Raw genomic sequence first — 14,916 nt, 5'->3', positions numbered from 1 at the left:
ATATCCCAAAGCTAGCCCGTATAGCGACTATTAGGCAGTATAGACTTCCATAGTTTTCTACACCCTCACCCCTTCCAATTCCTCATCCGTCAACTCATACAACGATTGCAACTTTTGCAACTTCTCTTCACTCGGTTGCCAAAATCCTCGCCCATGCGCCTCCAACATCCTACCTACAACATTCCGAAATGCCTCAGAATTTGCCTCTCGCAACTTATTCGCCATCTCTGCATCTAACGCATAAGTATCCGCCGCTTGGTCGTACACCCAAGAATCGGTAAAATCAACCGTACCCCCCCAACCTATTAACGCTGTCATCCGTTGCGAGATTTCATAAGCACCGCCAGAACCTTGATTCGCCATCGCATCTGCCCATTTTGGATTCAATAACTTTGTGCGATATTCCAAACGCAGCAAATCTTCTAATTTTCGGGGTGTGGTGTCTTTCGAGAAGCTTTCCACAAAACTAGCGCTAACTTTTTTCCCTTGTTTTTGTTCCGCTGCCTTCTTCAACCCTCCCGTATTCGCATAGTATTCCTGAATATCCGTTAATCCATATTCCACGGAGTCAATTTCTTGCACAATGCGATTGGTGGTTTTCAGCAGTTGGTTAAGAATTTCCGGACGCGCTTGTCCTTTATCTTGTCTGCCGTAACTAAAGGAATTGCGGCTTTGCCAGGTATTCCCTAACTCATCGCCATTTTCCCAATTTCCATCTACAACTTGGTCATTTACCAGAGAACCAAAATCCCCAGTCGGGTTAGAAAATAATCGCGCAGAGGCATTATTTATACCTTGCGATCGCAACGCCAAAGCATGTTTGCGGATAAAATTCTGCTCCTCCGATTCCTCTGCTTCCGCTGCCCGTTTGAATAAGTCATCCAGCAATTCAATAATATTGACAAAACTATCTCGAAAAATACCCGAAAGATTGGCTAACACATCAATCCGAGGATGCCCAACCTCTGCCAACGGTTTCAACTCATACCGCACAATTCTCCCCGTCCCTTCTTTTACGGGTTCTGCTCCCACTAATTCCAGCAGAATACCCAGCGATTCCCCCTTCGTTTTAATCGCATCCAATCCCCACAACATCACCGCCACTGTTTCCGGATACTCACCCTGTTCTTGTAAGTGCTGGGTGATAATTTTTTGTCCAATTTCTCTCCCCCGTTCATACGCCGCAGGGGATGGCATCCGATAGGGATCTAACGCATGAATATTCCGCCCTGTCGGCAATACACCCAACCCATCGCGCAACAAATCACCCCCTGGTGCAGGCGGAATATACTCGCCATTCAACCCTCGTAAAAGATTCGTCAACTCATCGCTAGTTTGCATCAACAACTCACGAATCTTCAATCCCTCCTCTAACCTCTCCAAACCCACTTCTCTACGTTCTCCGTGTCTCTGTGGTTCAATTCTTCCCTCCGCAATTGCCTCCACCACTTCTTGTGACAACTCCTCTCCAAAATAAGCTTCCAGGTAAGATGTCAATCCTTCCGAATCTGGTACCTCACCTAAAGTATGTAATCCCGATGAAAACAGACGTTGTTCTACAACCTGCAAATACTCATACAACTTCACCAAATAATCATTAAAAGCATGAACGCTAAACATCCGCGCATTCTCCGGCGTAAAAGCCATCCCCAACTTCTTCGCCTCCTCAAACGGACAATCTGCCTCTAAGCCCGTGTCCACAATCTTCTTGCAAATTACCTCTTTGAGGGCATAATTCTTCTCAGAATCTTCCCGATATTCCGAAATTAAATCCCGCAGTGCCATTAATTCTTTATACAATCCCGCCCGACCATAAGGTGGTACATTGTGGGAAATCAGCACCCCATAGCCCCGACGTTTCGCCAAAATTGACTCGGAGGGATTATTAGCCGCATAAATATAAAGATGGGGCATATCTCCCAAGAGAATATCAGGCCAAGAATAGCCCGTATTTCCTAACGGAGAACCCGGTAACCATTCAACCGTACCGTGCATTCCAAAGTGAACCACAGCATCAGGCTTAAAGTCATTCTGTAACCATTTATAGAATGCGGCATATTGAGGATGAGGTGTCATATCCCGTTCAAACATCAGCCGCATCGGATCACCTGAAATACCGAGGGGCGGTTGCACCCCAATCCAGATATTTCCTAACTCAATGCCCCCAATTTGTAATTCATCCCCATATGTTTTAATACCCGTTCCTGTAAGGGATTTCCACTGCTTCTCGATTCGGGTAGTGAGGAGGTAACCCAGCCATTTTTCTAGAGTTTGGGCATTAACGGTGGAACCCCCCCTAACCCCCCCGTTAACGGAGGGGAATAATCTTGCTCCCTCCCCTTGTACGGGGAGGATCGGGGAGGGGTTCTCATCCGCTTGTTTCACCCAGCGAATTAGTTCTTCCCCATCTTCCGGTAAGTCCCCAACGTTGTACCCTTGGTCTTTGAGAGACTGGAGCAAATTCAGGAGCGATCGCGGTACATTTAATAAAGCCGCTGTCCCTGTTGCCCCGTACCCAGGTGGGAAGCCATACAGAATAATCGCAATTTTCTTTTCAGTCGGTGATGTCTTGCGTAGGGCAATCCAGCGCTTAAGGCGTCCGGTTAACCGCTTCACCCGTTCCGGAATCAGATAGATATCTTCTCCTACCAACCCACCGAGAGGTACAGGGTCGATTGCTCCATCTAATTCAGGCAATGCATATAAGACAACACTTTGCAACCCCCCAATTCCCTGGCGCGTCCAAGAGTGAATATCCTGAATCAACAGGGGGGCGGCAACGAAATAAGGCACATTTTTAGCCGAGAGGATGCGCTTGGCGACTTCCACCTGACGCCCTGCTTCCATCGAACCCGCCGGCCCCCCGACTAAGGGAAAGCCAATCGTCGAAACAATCGCATCTACCTCGACTGACTCATGAGAAAGAGAGGGTGTTTCCACATTACCCAGTTTGCGTTGGCTGGTTTCGTGCGTCGATGTCATCCAATCTCGCACGGCAACATGCCCTTCCACGCCATTAATAAAAATCGGCACTGGAATCAAACCCGCGTTTTCAAAGTGGCGAATCAGTTGGGGAATATAAGGCTGCTTGGTGACAACATGCTTGCGATACAGCAAGATTCCCACCACCGGCAAATGCCAGGTTTCTGGCTTGGCTTGGCGATACCATTCCAGATAGTGGCGAGGGGATTCAAAGTAATTGGCATAGTCAGGATGCAGCAATCCCATGTTGGGAGTTTCCACAGGGGGGGGAATCTCTCCCACTTTTAACCCCAGGTATTTTTCGGCTAGCGTCCAAAACATTGACGCCACGTTATCCGCGCCGCCTGCATTCCAATATCCGTAGATAATCAGCCAGTTGCGTAAGTCTTGAACTTTTTTGGCAGGGATGTATTTGAGTAGCTTGGGGCCAACTTTTAAGAAGCTGATGTAACCGGCGAGTTTATCTTCCTCTCGCCCATTGCTGAATTTGTCGAGGATAAATTTAACGGGTTTGGGCATACCCTTAGGCTTATCCCCAATTTTGAACGCACCGATTTGGGTAAGACTCATTAATTCGAGGGCAGACTCGAAAACGAGGCGAATGGGGATGTGTTGCACTCGTTCTCGCAGCCACAGCACTTGGTCGTAATCGAATATCAGACTGCCGAAGAAGACATCAGCGTCTTTGAGTGCTTCTTCAACAGCAGCAGGTTCGGTGGTGAGGGAGCGCTCGCTAAAAACCCGAATATCCAACTCAGGACAGCGCTGTTGTGCCAGATGAGCCGCTTTGCGGTACAAGTCAGCGTTGAACGATTCAAACCCAGCAATCAAGACGATGCGTTTCATGCCCCAAGCCCGAAAACTCTGTGTATTTCGATCTTAAGGGCGCTATCTGCTTACAACCGGCTGGACGCGATTGAATTCCACCAAACGCTAACGACTGAAACATCTATACCGTTAATCCTGTCTAGAAATACTGAACCTCCTACTTCAGGCGAACGCTATGCGACCTCGAAACGTCTTCCTGGCAGTTGTCAGCCTCTGTACTCTCGTTGGTATCGCCTCAATTTATCCAAAATCCCAATCCTCAGCACAGGTAGATGTTAAGAAAGCTACGGCGCAACAAGTTCGCCAACCCTTGCCAGGGGAAACTTCCTCTGAATGCGATCGCATCCTGATGAAACAGCGACCGTTGGTTAACCTAGGTGGGTATTTGGCTGCGGTAGGACAGAATGACCAAGCCCAAGAACTGCTAGATAAGATGCAGAATTGCGGTATCAAGTTCGAGCGGGCACGGGAGTACGATACAGTTTACAGTTTGGCTCAAGCGGGACAAATCGATCGAGCCTTACAAGTGGCAAATTCAATCAAGAATAATGGTATGAAAGGGGCTGCCTTGGTTCGTATCGTTGACACCTTGGCTGAAGCGGGAAACTACGAGCAAGCTCTGCAAATAGCAAATACCATAGCCAATACCGATGAGGCGAAAACTTCCCAACACCAGGCATTTGCTAACATCGCTAGCACCTTGGCTTCATCGGGACAGTTTGACCGTGCTTTGCAAGTGGCAAATCGGCTCGATGGCGTCTATAAAGCTAGTGCATGGAGTCACATCGCTAGCACCTTGGCTTCATCGGGACAGTTTGACCGTAGCTTGCAAGTGGCAAATCAGCTCAATGGCGAGTATAAAGCTAGTGCATTGAGTCGCATTGCTAGCACCTTAGCTTCATCGGGACAGTTTGACCGTGGCTTGCAGCTAGTAAAAACTATCGAGATTGAGTCTGCCAAACCCGTAGCCTTAGCTCGTTTGGCTGAGACTTTAACTGATGCCAGACAATTAGAGCAAGTCTTGCAACTGGCAAAGACGATTAAAGCTGACTCTGGGGGACAGCGTTTAATGTTGTCTCACATTGGCTTCAGTTTTGCTAGAGCCGGACAACTTGACCGTGCCTTGCAGCTAGCGGCTACCGTCAAAGGTGACAAGGATAAATCTGAGGTGTTGCGTAACATCGTCAGCGGTTTGGCTAAAGCTGGGCAATATGACCGTGCCAAAGAGGTCGCTTCTACCATCAAGGATGGCACTCATAAAGCTGGGGCGTTTGTTTATATAGCTACCAGATTGGCTGAGGCTGGACGAGTTGCAGATGCCTTGCAAGTCGTTTCTACCATTGAGGATCGCTCTTCCAGAGCCGATGAAAGGCTCAATTACATTGTGATGCAGTTAACTGATGCAAAACAATACAACTCAGCCTTACAGATGGCAAACGCGATGGGGGATGAGAATGAAAAAGCTTGGACGTTGGGTTGGCTGGCGAACAAGTTGGTACAAGCGGGACAAACAGAATTAGCTTCTCAAGCCATCAAACCAGCCTTTGAGATTGTTGGATTTGATCAAATAGTACGCCCATAAGGGTGTCAAGCCCACTCTTGTCTGGAAATTACTGAACCTTCTACTTCAAGTGAATGCTATGCAACCTCGAAACGTCTTCCTAGCACTTGTCAGTCTCTGTGCCCTAGTCGGTATCGCCTCAATTTATCCAAAATCCCCATCCTCAGCACAGGTAGATGTTAAGCAAGCTGCCGCGCAACCGGCCTGCCAACCCTTGCCAGGGGAAATTTCCTCTGAGAGCGATCGCAACATCGTGATGAAAGAGCGACCGTTGATTAGCATAGCTTGGTATTTGGCTGCGGTAGGACAATACGATCAAGCCCTAGAGCTGGTAGATAGGATGAAGTATTGCGGTTTCAAAGACATGGCGTTGGCTATGGTAGCCAGCAGTTTGGCTAAGGGAGGACAAATCGATCGCGCCTTGCAGCTAGCCAATACAATCCGACATCCCGATGAGAAAGCTATTGCGTTGGGTGGCGTAGCTGAGAACTTGGCGAGGACGGGAAAACATGACCAAGCCATGAAGCTGGTTAACGATACCATCAAGGATGACCTGAATAAATTACGGGTCTTAACTAAAATAGTTTCCAGTTTGGTTAAAGCAGGACAAATAGACCAAGCCTTACAGGTGGCAAATACAATCAAGCTTGACGCTAACAAAGTTAATCTATTGAGTCACACGGCTAGTACCTTGGCTGAGGCGGGTGAGTACGAGCAAGCCTTGAAAATAGCAAATACCATACCAACCGCTGACACGAAAAGTTACAAACACGGGGCATTTGTTGACATCGTTGAGAAGTTGGCTTCATCGGGACAAATCGACCGAGCTTTGCAACTGGTAAATCAGCTCGATAGCTACCATAAAGCTAATGCATTAGGTGCGATCGCAAGCAGTCTGGCTTCATCGGGACAGTTTGACCGTGCCTTGCAGCTAGTAAATACTCTCCAGAGTAACCCGGCTAAACCCCTAGCCTTGGCTCGTTTTGCCGAAAGTTTGACTGAGCCGAGACAATTAGAGCAAGTCTTGCAGATGGCAAAGACGATTAAAGTTGGCTCTACGGAACACCAGTCTATGTTGTCTAAAATTGCCATCAGTTTTGCTTCATCCGGACAACTTGACCGAGCCTTGCAGTTAGCTTCTACCATGAAGGATGGCGACAATAAAGCTTTTGCATTGCGTAGCATCACTGACAGCTTGGCTAAAGCTGGGCAATATGACCGAGCCAAAGAGGTGGCTTCTACCATCAAGGATCGCACTCATAAAGCTATGGCGTTTGTTTACATAGCTACTAATTTGGCTGAGGCTGGAAAAATAGCAGATGCCGTGCAAGTAGTTTCTACCATTGATGATCGCAATTCCATACCCGATAGATGGTTCTCTGAAACAGTGATGGTGTTAACTGAAGCAAAACAATATAACCCAGCCTTACAAATGGCAAACACTATCACATATGAGAATGAAAAAGCTTGGACGTTGGCTCAGCTAGCGAACGATTTGGTAAAAGCGGGACAAACGGAACTAGCGTCTCAAGCCATCAAACCAGCCCTTAAGATTGTCGAAACTAATTAGCCTTGTGTGCCTGTCATGTAAAGCTAATAGCCTGATAGCGAGAGCTACAGCTAGATTGTTGCATCAGTCCTCTAAGCTGAGAAACATAGCAGCTAATTAGAGTGGATAAGGTGAGGAGGCAGGCGATCGCTAAATTGGTGCATAAGTCCTCTAAGCTCAGAGACATAGCTGAATCAGCCATCAATGCAATTAACTTCCCATGGGAACTCAACCCTACCTCCTCACCCTGATTACACTATTTGCAGTCCTGACGCCTCAGCATGGGGTGAGTGCATCCTTAAATCCTGCTGAACTTTCAACAAGGGATGAAAGTAAAATTGTCCAAGCCGATGTTCTAGTGGAAGCTTCATCCGCACAAGGTGAACAGGTAGCCCAAGCGAGGAGAGATGAATCGGGAAAAGCCGAAGCACTGTTTGCGATCGCTTTCCAGTTGATTTCATTGGGAAAAATTGACCAAGCTCTGCAAGTGGCTCAAACTATCCCAGATGAATCCTCCAAAGACATCGTGTTGTCTGAGATCGCTTCCAAGTTGGCTGCATCGGGAAAAATCAACCAAGCCCTACAACTAGCTCAACAGATTCAAGAGCAATCCACCAAAGACGTGGCGTTGTCTGGCATCGCTTCCAAGTTGGCTGCATCGGGAAAAATCAACCAAGCCCTACAACTGGCTCAAAAGATTAAAGATGAGTACTCCACAGGTGAAGCGTTGTCTAGCATCACTGGACACTTGGCTTTATCGGGAAAAATTGACCAAGCCCTACAGGTTGCCCAAACCATCCCAGATGAATCCTTCAAAAAATCAACCTTGCATGGCATCGCTGACTACTTGATCTCATCAGGAAAAATCGACCAAGCCGTACAATTGGCTCAAACCTTCCACGATGAATCTACCAAAGACGTGGCGTTGTCTGGCATCGTTTTCAAGTTAACTTCATCGGAAAAATTCGACCCCACTCTTGCTCTGCAAGTGGCTCAACAGATTCAAGAGAAATCTTCCAAAAATTCAGCGTTATCTAGCATCGTTTCTCTGCTGGCTGCATTGGGAAAAATCGACCAAGCCCTACAAATAACCCAAACCATACCCGATGAATCCTCCAGAGCCTCAATGTTGTCTAGCATTGCTCAACAGTTGCTTTTATCGGGAAAAATTAACCCAGCCCTAAAACTCGCCCAAACCATCCCCGCTCAAGCTGAAAAAGACTCAACATTGCATGGCATCGTTGCCGAGTTGGCTTCATCGGGAAAAATTGAGCAAGCCCTGCAACTGACTCAACAGATTCAAGCTCAATCCTACAAAGACTCAGCGTTATCTAGGATTGCTAATCGCTTAGTTTCATCGGAAAAGTTCGACCAAGCTCTGGAAGTGGCTCAACAGATTCAAGATCAATCCTCCAAAAACTTAGACTTGGTTAGCATTGTTGCCAAGTTGGCTTCATCGGGAAAAATCGACCAAGCCCTGCAACTGACTCAACAGATTCAAGATCAATCTCACAAAGACTCAGCGTTGCGTAGCCTCGCCGAACAGTTAGCTGCATCGGGAAAAATTGAGCAAGCCCTGCAACTGACTCAAAACATTAAAGATGAATCCGCCCAAGGCGCAACGTTGTTTAACATCGCTCAACAGTTGGCTGCATCGGGAAAAATCGACCAAGCTTTGCAACTGGCTCAAGACATTAAAGATGAATCCTCCAAAGCCCAAGTGTTACATAGCCTCGCTCAACAATTGGCTGCATCGGGAAAACTCAATCAAGCTATACAAGTCGCCCAATCCCTGCCACTTGAATCCTCCAAAAGCTCAGCGCTGCGTAGCATCACTAATGAGTTGGCTATAAGGGGAAAAATCGACCAAGCTTTGCAACTGGCTCAAGACATTAAAGATGAATCTTTTAAAGCCTTGTTGTTGCGTAGCATCGCTCAACTGTTGGCTGAATCGGGAGATTTCGATAAAGCGATACAAGTCACCCAAAGCTTGAAAAATAAATACTATCAAGCCTCGACGTTGGCTGCGATCGCTCATGAGTTAACATCAACCGGACAAACTGAACAAGCCTCGCGAACTTTAAACCAAGCCCTTGAAATTGTTGCATCTAATTAGTTGATCTTAGGGATACTATCAGCGATCGCGCTCCGGACACTAGCCACAGGGCTATACCTGAATCAGCTAAACTTATCTATTACTTTGATTTGTGCCATTTCGGAACTTAGCCAGTTCCCCGTAAATTCGCTTACGAGCGCGATTAACTCCTCCTAAGGGTTGATGCTCTGGCAGAGTATGCCAGGGAGAAAACGATTGCTTTTCATCAAAGCACTTGCGTTCCTCGGTGTTAAAATTTTGCGCGGGAATTCTAATTGTTGCTACCTTGACATAAGGAGATTCCTGCTCATCCCACTCAACTGTTGGGTCTTCAATGGGCATCTTGACTGCATCTTTTTGCAGTTGAATTTTAAAATCAAAACAAGCATCTTGACTAGCCAAATGTTGGGTCATTGCGTCCCGCAGATAATTACTTTTATCAGCAGCATTGTCTGGATTGAAGCTTTCGCCCGTGACATGGGGAACCACAGAAAATTTTATGGCTTGATTGCCCAATTTGTAGGGAGTGGCACTCCAGTAGGGAATTTCTAACGGACTGGTAGTTAGTTTTGCTCTAATTTTCTGAAGCATGGGGAAGGCGTAAGCCACGGCTTGAAATTTTTCTTGTAGTTCGGCGGGTACGTCGGGCGGTTCGCCTGGTTTGAAAATAATTTTTTTCTCTCTCATCGCTTTGACAACAGGGAAAAAGTCCATGTAGCCCTGAACATCACGAATAAAGAAAGTGGGATTATTCATGAGAATAAAATCTTGCTCTCCTTGATGCTCAGAATCAGGGAGTACCATTTCACCTTCGACATCCATCAGCTTGATAGCCATCCCGCGAACATCACCGACTGTATCAGGCACAAAATCTCCAGTCTCCGGATTGCGATCGCTCCCGCCATTAGAAAAACGAATCCAGATCGGATAAGTTTTAGATTCCTTAAAAACCCCAACTTTCATATTTGCAGGGATATCTTCTTCAACGATGAACTCCCCCTGAACGTAGCCGTGACTCTTGGGATGCTGATCTCTCAGCATGGGGGGATGAGGTCTTTGTTGCATCGAGAATTTACTGATTGCCAATATTTTTTCAATCAGGGCTTCTTCTTCTTGTGCTGGATATTCTTTGCCTAACTCTAAGGGTGCTTCTGCCATGATAATAGGGTTACTTTTGTAAGGTTTGTAAATTTGCAAGTTGTCGAACTAGGGGTAAAGGCGATCGCTTCTCAACCCCTCATCTGCTGTTTTCGGGTGAAGAGGTGACGAGGTGCGATCGCCCCATAAATTAAGTGATTAATCGTCTGCGACCTGGTCTGTAGGGACTGACATCTTCCAGGTCTCATGCCACAATTTTTTAATTTTTTGAACGGTTTTTCCTGCTTTTATTGCTGTCCAGCCATCTTGGATAGCTTGCTTTTCTTCATCAGTGAGTCGCCAGGACAAAGGTGGTTGGTAGCGACCTCTCTTATCGTAAAATTCGGGAGCATCTTGTTTAGAGGGAAAGAAAATAGGGAAGTATTGGATATCTACTGGATTTTCCTCTAGGCGATCTTTGTATCTTTCCCATCGTTCCTTAAGGAGTTTTGCTTCCTTAGCATTTCGAGAGGCTAGGACTGGATCTCGTACCTTAAACATCGCCAGTAAGGGTCCTAATGTTGTCATAAACCAGCCCCCACTACCTTGTACGTTATCGTTGGCAGGAGATTCAGGAAAGGCGTTAATTTGTAGAATAAGAACCCGCCTGATATTTAAACTCTCAGGTTTTCGCCATTCATCAAGTCGTTCATCAAGCCACTCTGCGGCAGTTACGAAACCCGAGTTATCGAAATAGCCACCATCAGCAAAGTGATACTTCTTATCTGCTAGTTCCTGTTCCTTCCGATTATGACGGCAGATTGGAGAGACATAGGGAAATGTTGCTGATAGTCTTGCAGCCGTGACAACCTTCATATCATAGCCTTCAAAAAGACTATTGAAGTCTATATATTTTTTCCCAGGAGCCTTGCCAAAAGTCATGGGAGTGATTAAAAAACGCTCACCCGTTTCAACTAAAGTGGCATTGAATACAGGAATGGGAATTTGTCCATCAAAAATTTGTTTGCGCCATGTGCCTAGGGTTTTTGATTTATTACTTTCCTTTTGCCCATCTTTCATTTCCCCTTGCCAGTCTGTCTCAACGGCTGTACCGCGATCGAACTTAGGACGAATAAGGTAGGGAAATCCCAGGAAGCGCCACAAATCTAGGTAAGCGAAACCCCAACCAACAGCATCTAAAGTATCTGAGGTAGCAGCATCAAAACTATTCTTAGTAGCTCTCTCATAAGTTTTTTGCTTACCTTTGTTAATGTTCTCAGAGCTTTTCTGTTCGCATTCTTCTAAGAAACCATCTGTATTGAATCGATCTAGGTAGTACATTGCCCCTACCGATCCACCTGAGACAGCGCTAATCAAGCCTATTGCTTTGGTGAAACCTATTCCTAACTCTTGCTGTAAGCCTTTCAGCACTTGAGCTGTCCATCCTGCGGCTTGAATTCCACCCCCACTCGCACAAACAATTACTAAAGTTTGTTCTCCTGTTTGATGTTCAAGACGTTTTGCTAGAACTTGTTCAAAATCTTTAGACTTATCATCAACTGCTTTCTTGTCACCAGTATCTCCGGATAATGGATCGAGTTCAAAAAGATGATCTACGCCAAGTGCAAAATAAGTAAAAGCTGAGTAAGCCAGAAATGGGATTAAGAGGGGAACCCGAAAGTAATCAAGATAGAAAGTTGCACCACTACACAACAGTGTAATTATCGAAATGAGCAGCAGCACATATAAAAGAGCTGGGGCTTCGGCTCGGCGTGACTTTGATTTGGGATGAAAGAATAAACCAACAGCAAGGTAAATAACGGTTCCAATTACAAGAAAAGCGAGCGCTGCCAAATGTCCCGAAGTCAGCTCACCGCTCTGAGGCTCGATATAGCCTGCTGTTCCATGTTTGGCTAAAGAGGCGATACCACCAAGTATTTCTTTGAGGTAAGCGTTAGAGGCTAACCATTTTCTTGTTAAATCGACAAGAAACAAAAGTCCAATACTCAATCCTCCACCTGCAACTGTACTCCACAATATTGCATTACCTTGCAGCTTTGTCTTGGAGTTTTCTTTTGAGAGGACAATCGTTGTAAGGCAAATATATGAACTTAAGGCAATCGCCATCACATATTGCCAGAATTTAGGAATATCTATCGCTACTGGTACAGCAAAACGAGCAGCTGCATTATGTAGAATGATGGAAGTAGCCAAAACTACTGACATTCCAGCACTAACCGCGCTTACAATAACGAATGTTATTTGCCCGCTGCCACGAAGTACAAATAAATTCTTCAGCATGGCTGGCAACCAATACTGAGCGAGTACCGGAAAAAAAATTAACACTAATCCCATCAAAATAGGTACGCGCAGGAAGAAAAGATATTTCCAGAGAGCGTCGGGGCTTACCCACCATATTGCTATCGCTGCCAGCACTAGCAAAAGCCAAATACCTTTTTTCATTCTGAAACCTCAAGCTCTTGTTGTTTTGAAACCCAATGTGAATTTCGGAATTGCTCTGTCTTGAGAAAATATTAAGTTACTTTTGTAAGGTCTAAAGATTTGTCAATTAGTCAGTTTTTGAGCTAAGGGGAAGCAGTAATTGTCGTTTTAAACAAGCCTTAGATCGAGCTTTTGCGACAATCTCAAAATTTCTCCTTCCCCTTCCCACTGCGGTCGCCTGCTCCTGTGCTTATGTTGGCGATCGCACTAAAAGCGCAGTTTAAGCTAACTGTTTATCCAAAGCTTGGGGATTTAGTTGAACCAAATTACCATTGATAAAAAGGTACGTACTCAAGTCCACATGAAGTGGATAGTCATTATCTGAGGAAGCCCCTGAGCCTCCCATAATACCAATTTGCCCACCTTGTCCTACCACTTGTCCGACACTGACCGAAATTGCTTGCAAGTGAGCGAATGCCTGATAAACTTGGTATTTCTTGCCTTGAAATTCATAAGTGACGTCAAGTTGAATGTGAACTCGTCGTCCATAACCACCTTCTTTGCCTTGTTTCGTGACAATTCCGCCGTACCAAGCTTTCACTTTGCGGTCAGAGGCTACATAATCAATGCCAATATTGCGCTCAGATTTGGGTAAGATTTTTGATGTTCCATCCAAGAAGATAGCTTTTATTTCCGGTTTAGCAGAATGACCATGAGGTTCCATATATCCACCCGTAATCGTAATGTTACCTAGATGTGGATGAGAAAACTCTTGGTAATTACTAGAGTTGAGTTGATGTTCAGCAATCGTAATCGGGAGATTTAAGGGACGACTGGATGGGAAAATGAAATGCTCATCTCCCTCCACCCGTGCGACAGTGATTCTTTGACCGGGAAAAATATGATTAAAATTTTGAATGCTAGAATTAAGTGCTTTCAGTGCATCCAAAGTTATGTCATGACGAGCCGCTATAGCTGAAAGAGTATCACCTGGTTGCACAATATAAAGTCCTAATCCAGATGGACTTAATGGCTCTGGAGTCCGCATTACCTTCTTTGAGAAATTTTTGGCAACCCACGCCTTAAATTTTGGCAGGTTCGTATCGTCAATAGCATCGCCAAAAATATTTCCTGGACAACTGGTTGGGATAATCTGCTGATGAGCTTTGATATTTTCTTTGGGAATTTTATATTCTGTCATCAACCACTTGATTAGGTGGATGGATGATTTTTCCTGCATCTCTGTTAATCGGTCTCCTACTTTAGCAACGTGTTCAATCCCAATAGTAGTACGATTGGCGTTGGCAGCGTGCCAAGCTTTATCGGAATCTTTTACCATTTGATAGATGTCGCCATTTTTATCAATAACGTAGTGGGCAGAGACTTGTGATGTAGGATTTTTAAAATGTGCGATTGTGCCAGAGACAGTCCCTGCGGTTGTATAGTGAACGACAATTGTATCAATATCAGCACCCGCTCGACTGCTATGATTGGGGCTTTGAATAAAAGCTTTGATCGGTGGTTTGCTAACAGGTTCTGCGGTTCCGGGATGATGATGATTTATATGCTCGGCATCAGCGAAGAGTCGTTTTGCCTCAACATACACATTTAAAACCTTAGAAACATAATTGCTATCCCCTGCATAAATGGGGGCAATGAAGCGAATAAAATCCTCCGCAGAACTTACATTATTACGCCATCCTTCGTAGGGAGAACGCTCTAAAAAATGCCAGTAGCCTTTAATAAACTTTTCTAGGCTTTCAAACTTGCAATATTCGTCTTTACCATCACTAGCTTCGTATTTTACAGGCGTAGCAAATTCTTCCATTCCATCGCGCCATTTCAAACCACCAAAATTAAGATGTGCAGTGGCGAGACGGCTAGTTCCTCGACCAGATTCTAAGAGCCATTGAGCAACAGTAATCCCCTTAAGTTGAGGAAATTCAATAATCGTTTCTGCGTAGGCTTTGACCAGTTGATTAAAAAGTTTACTCATTTTTATCAGTCCTAAAAATTTACAACTTGTGTTCAATCTGTGAGATGGGCGCTCACGTTGAACCGCTTGTGCAGGCTAATACTCTTTTTCGTTGACTGCTCCTGCACATTTGCGATTGAACTCCGAACAGTTAGTAGCTTTTTGAGCTTTGCCTGAATTCAACGAATAACTCACCCTCAATCGCACTGTCGGTGAGAAAAAGTGAGTTTTTTTTGTAAAGATTGGTAAATTCCCTAGATCTCAAGCTACGGATAAAGAGCGATTCCTGCGGAAAGCAATGCTTACGCATCTTTCACCCTCATCTCTTCCATAACGATGAAACCAAGCTAACTGTTCGGTATACGCCTTGGCAGTCGGAAAAAGTCAGATAAAAGTCAGATAAAAAG

The 14,916-nt window shown here is 45.4% G+C and carries 8 protein-coding genes; 3 read left to right on the top strand and 5 right to left on the bottom strand.

The window, feature by feature from the left end:
* Window positions 1–57 precede the first annotated feature (57 nt).
* Complete coding sequence (gene bchH, locus NDI48_01300) at window positions 58–3,828, bottom strand: magnesium chelatase subunit H (protein MEP0829839.1); 3,771 nt, start codon at window positions 3,826–3,828, stop codon at window positions 58–60.
* Between the two features lie 157 nt (window positions 3,829–3,985).
* Here bchH and NDI48_01295 point away from each other — a divergent pair, with 157 nt between their 5' ends.
* Window positions 3,986–5,392, top strand: coding sequence for a hypothetical protein (locus tag NDI48_01295; protein MEP0829838.1), 1,407 nt, complete (start codon window positions 3,986–3,988; stop codon window positions 5,390–5,392).
* Between the two features lie 58 nt (window positions 5,393–5,450).
* Window positions 5,451–6,941: a hypothetical protein gene (locus NDI48_01290; GenBank protein MEP0829837.1), complete on the top strand. Its 1,491-nt coding sequence runs from the start codon at window positions 5,451–5,453 to the stop codon at window positions 6,939–6,941.
* Window positions 6,942–6,954: 13 nt separating this feature from the next.
* Here NDI48_01290 and NDI48_01285 read toward each other — a convergent pair whose 3' ends face one another.
* A complete protein-coding gene (locus tag NDI48_01285; GenBank protein ID MEP0829836.1) occupies window positions 6,955–7,122 on the bottom strand; it encodes a hypothetical protein in 168 nt (55 codons plus the stop codon).
* 18 nt (window positions 7,123–7,140) lie between these two features.
* Between NDI48_01285 and NDI48_01280 the strand changes: the two genes are divergently transcribed.
* Window positions 7,141–9,036: a hypothetical protein gene (locus NDI48_01280; GenBank protein ID MEP0829835.1), complete on the top strand. Its 1,896-nt coding sequence runs from the start codon at window positions 7,141–7,143 to the stop codon at window positions 9,034–9,036.
* Between the two features lie 72 nt (window positions 9,037–9,108).
* Here the strand turns inward: NDI48_01280 and NDI48_01275 are convergent, their stop codons facing one another.
* The 3 genes from NDI48_01275 to NDI48_01265 form a co-directional block, all read right to left on the bottom strand.
* Window positions 9,109–10,173 (bottom strand): catalase family protein, encoded by a 1,065-nt coding sequence (locus NDI48_01275; GenBank protein ID MEP0829834.1) that lies wholly within the window; start codon window positions 10,171–10,173, stop codon window positions 9,109–9,111.
* A gap of 138 nt (window positions 10,174–10,311) precedes the next feature.
* Window positions 10,312–12,555 carry a patatin-like phospholipase family protein gene (locus tag NDI48_01270; protein ID MEP0829833.1) on the bottom strand — a complete coding sequence of 748 codons (2,244 nt, stop codon included), beginning with the start codon at window positions 12,553–12,555 and terminating at the stop codon, window positions 10,312–10,314.
* Between the two features lie 259 nt (window positions 12,556–12,814).
* The gene (locus NDI48_01265) at window positions 12,815–14,530 is read right to left on the bottom strand and encodes an N-acetylmuramoyl-L-alanine amidase (GenBank protein ID MEP0829832.1); all 1,716 of its coding nucleotides are present in this window, start codon (window positions 14,528–14,530) and stop codon (window positions 12,815–12,817) included.
* Between the last annotated feature and the right edge of the window lie 386 nt (window positions 14,531–14,916).

The organism is Microcoleus sp. AS-A8 (assembly GCA_039962225.1).
GTDB lineage: Bacteria > Cyanobacteriota > Cyanobacteriia > Cyanobacteriales > Coleofasciculaceae > Allocoleopsis.
The sequence above is the reverse complement of the archived record's forward strand: the minus strand, read 5'-3'. Positions and strand labels throughout refer to the sequence as shown.

Coding starts and splice junctions, on each gene's coding strand:
- bchH (MEP0829839.1), bottom strand. CDS start 3,828: ATGAAACGCATCGTCTTGATTGCTGGGTTTGAATCGTTCAACGCTGAC.
- NDI48_01275 (MEP0829834.1), bottom strand. CDS start 10,173: ATGGCAGAAGCACCCTTAGAGTTAGGCAAAGAATATCCAGCACAAGAA.
- NDI48_01295 (MEP0829838.1), top strand. CDS start 3,986: ATGCGACCTCGAAACGTCTTCCTGGCAGTTGTCAGCCTCTGTACTCTC.
- NDI48_01290 (MEP0829837.1), top strand. CDS start 5,451: ATGCAACCTCGAAACGTCTTCCTAGCACTTGTCAGTCTCTGTGCCCTA.
- NDI48_01280 (MEP0829835.1), top strand. CDS start 7,141: ATGGGAACTCAACCCTACCTCCTCACCCTGATTACACTATTTGCAGTC.
- NDI48_01270 (MEP0829833.1), bottom strand. CDS start 12,555: ATGAAAAAAGGTATTTGGCTTTTGCTAGTGCTGGCAGCGATAGCAATA.
- NDI48_01285 (MEP0829836.1), bottom strand. CDS start 7,122: ATGGCTGATTCAGCTATGTCTCTGAGCTTAGAGGACTTATGCACCAAT.
- NDI48_01265 (MEP0829832.1), bottom strand. CDS start 14,530: ATGAGTAAACTTTTTAATCAACTGGTCAAAGCCTACGCAGAAACGATT.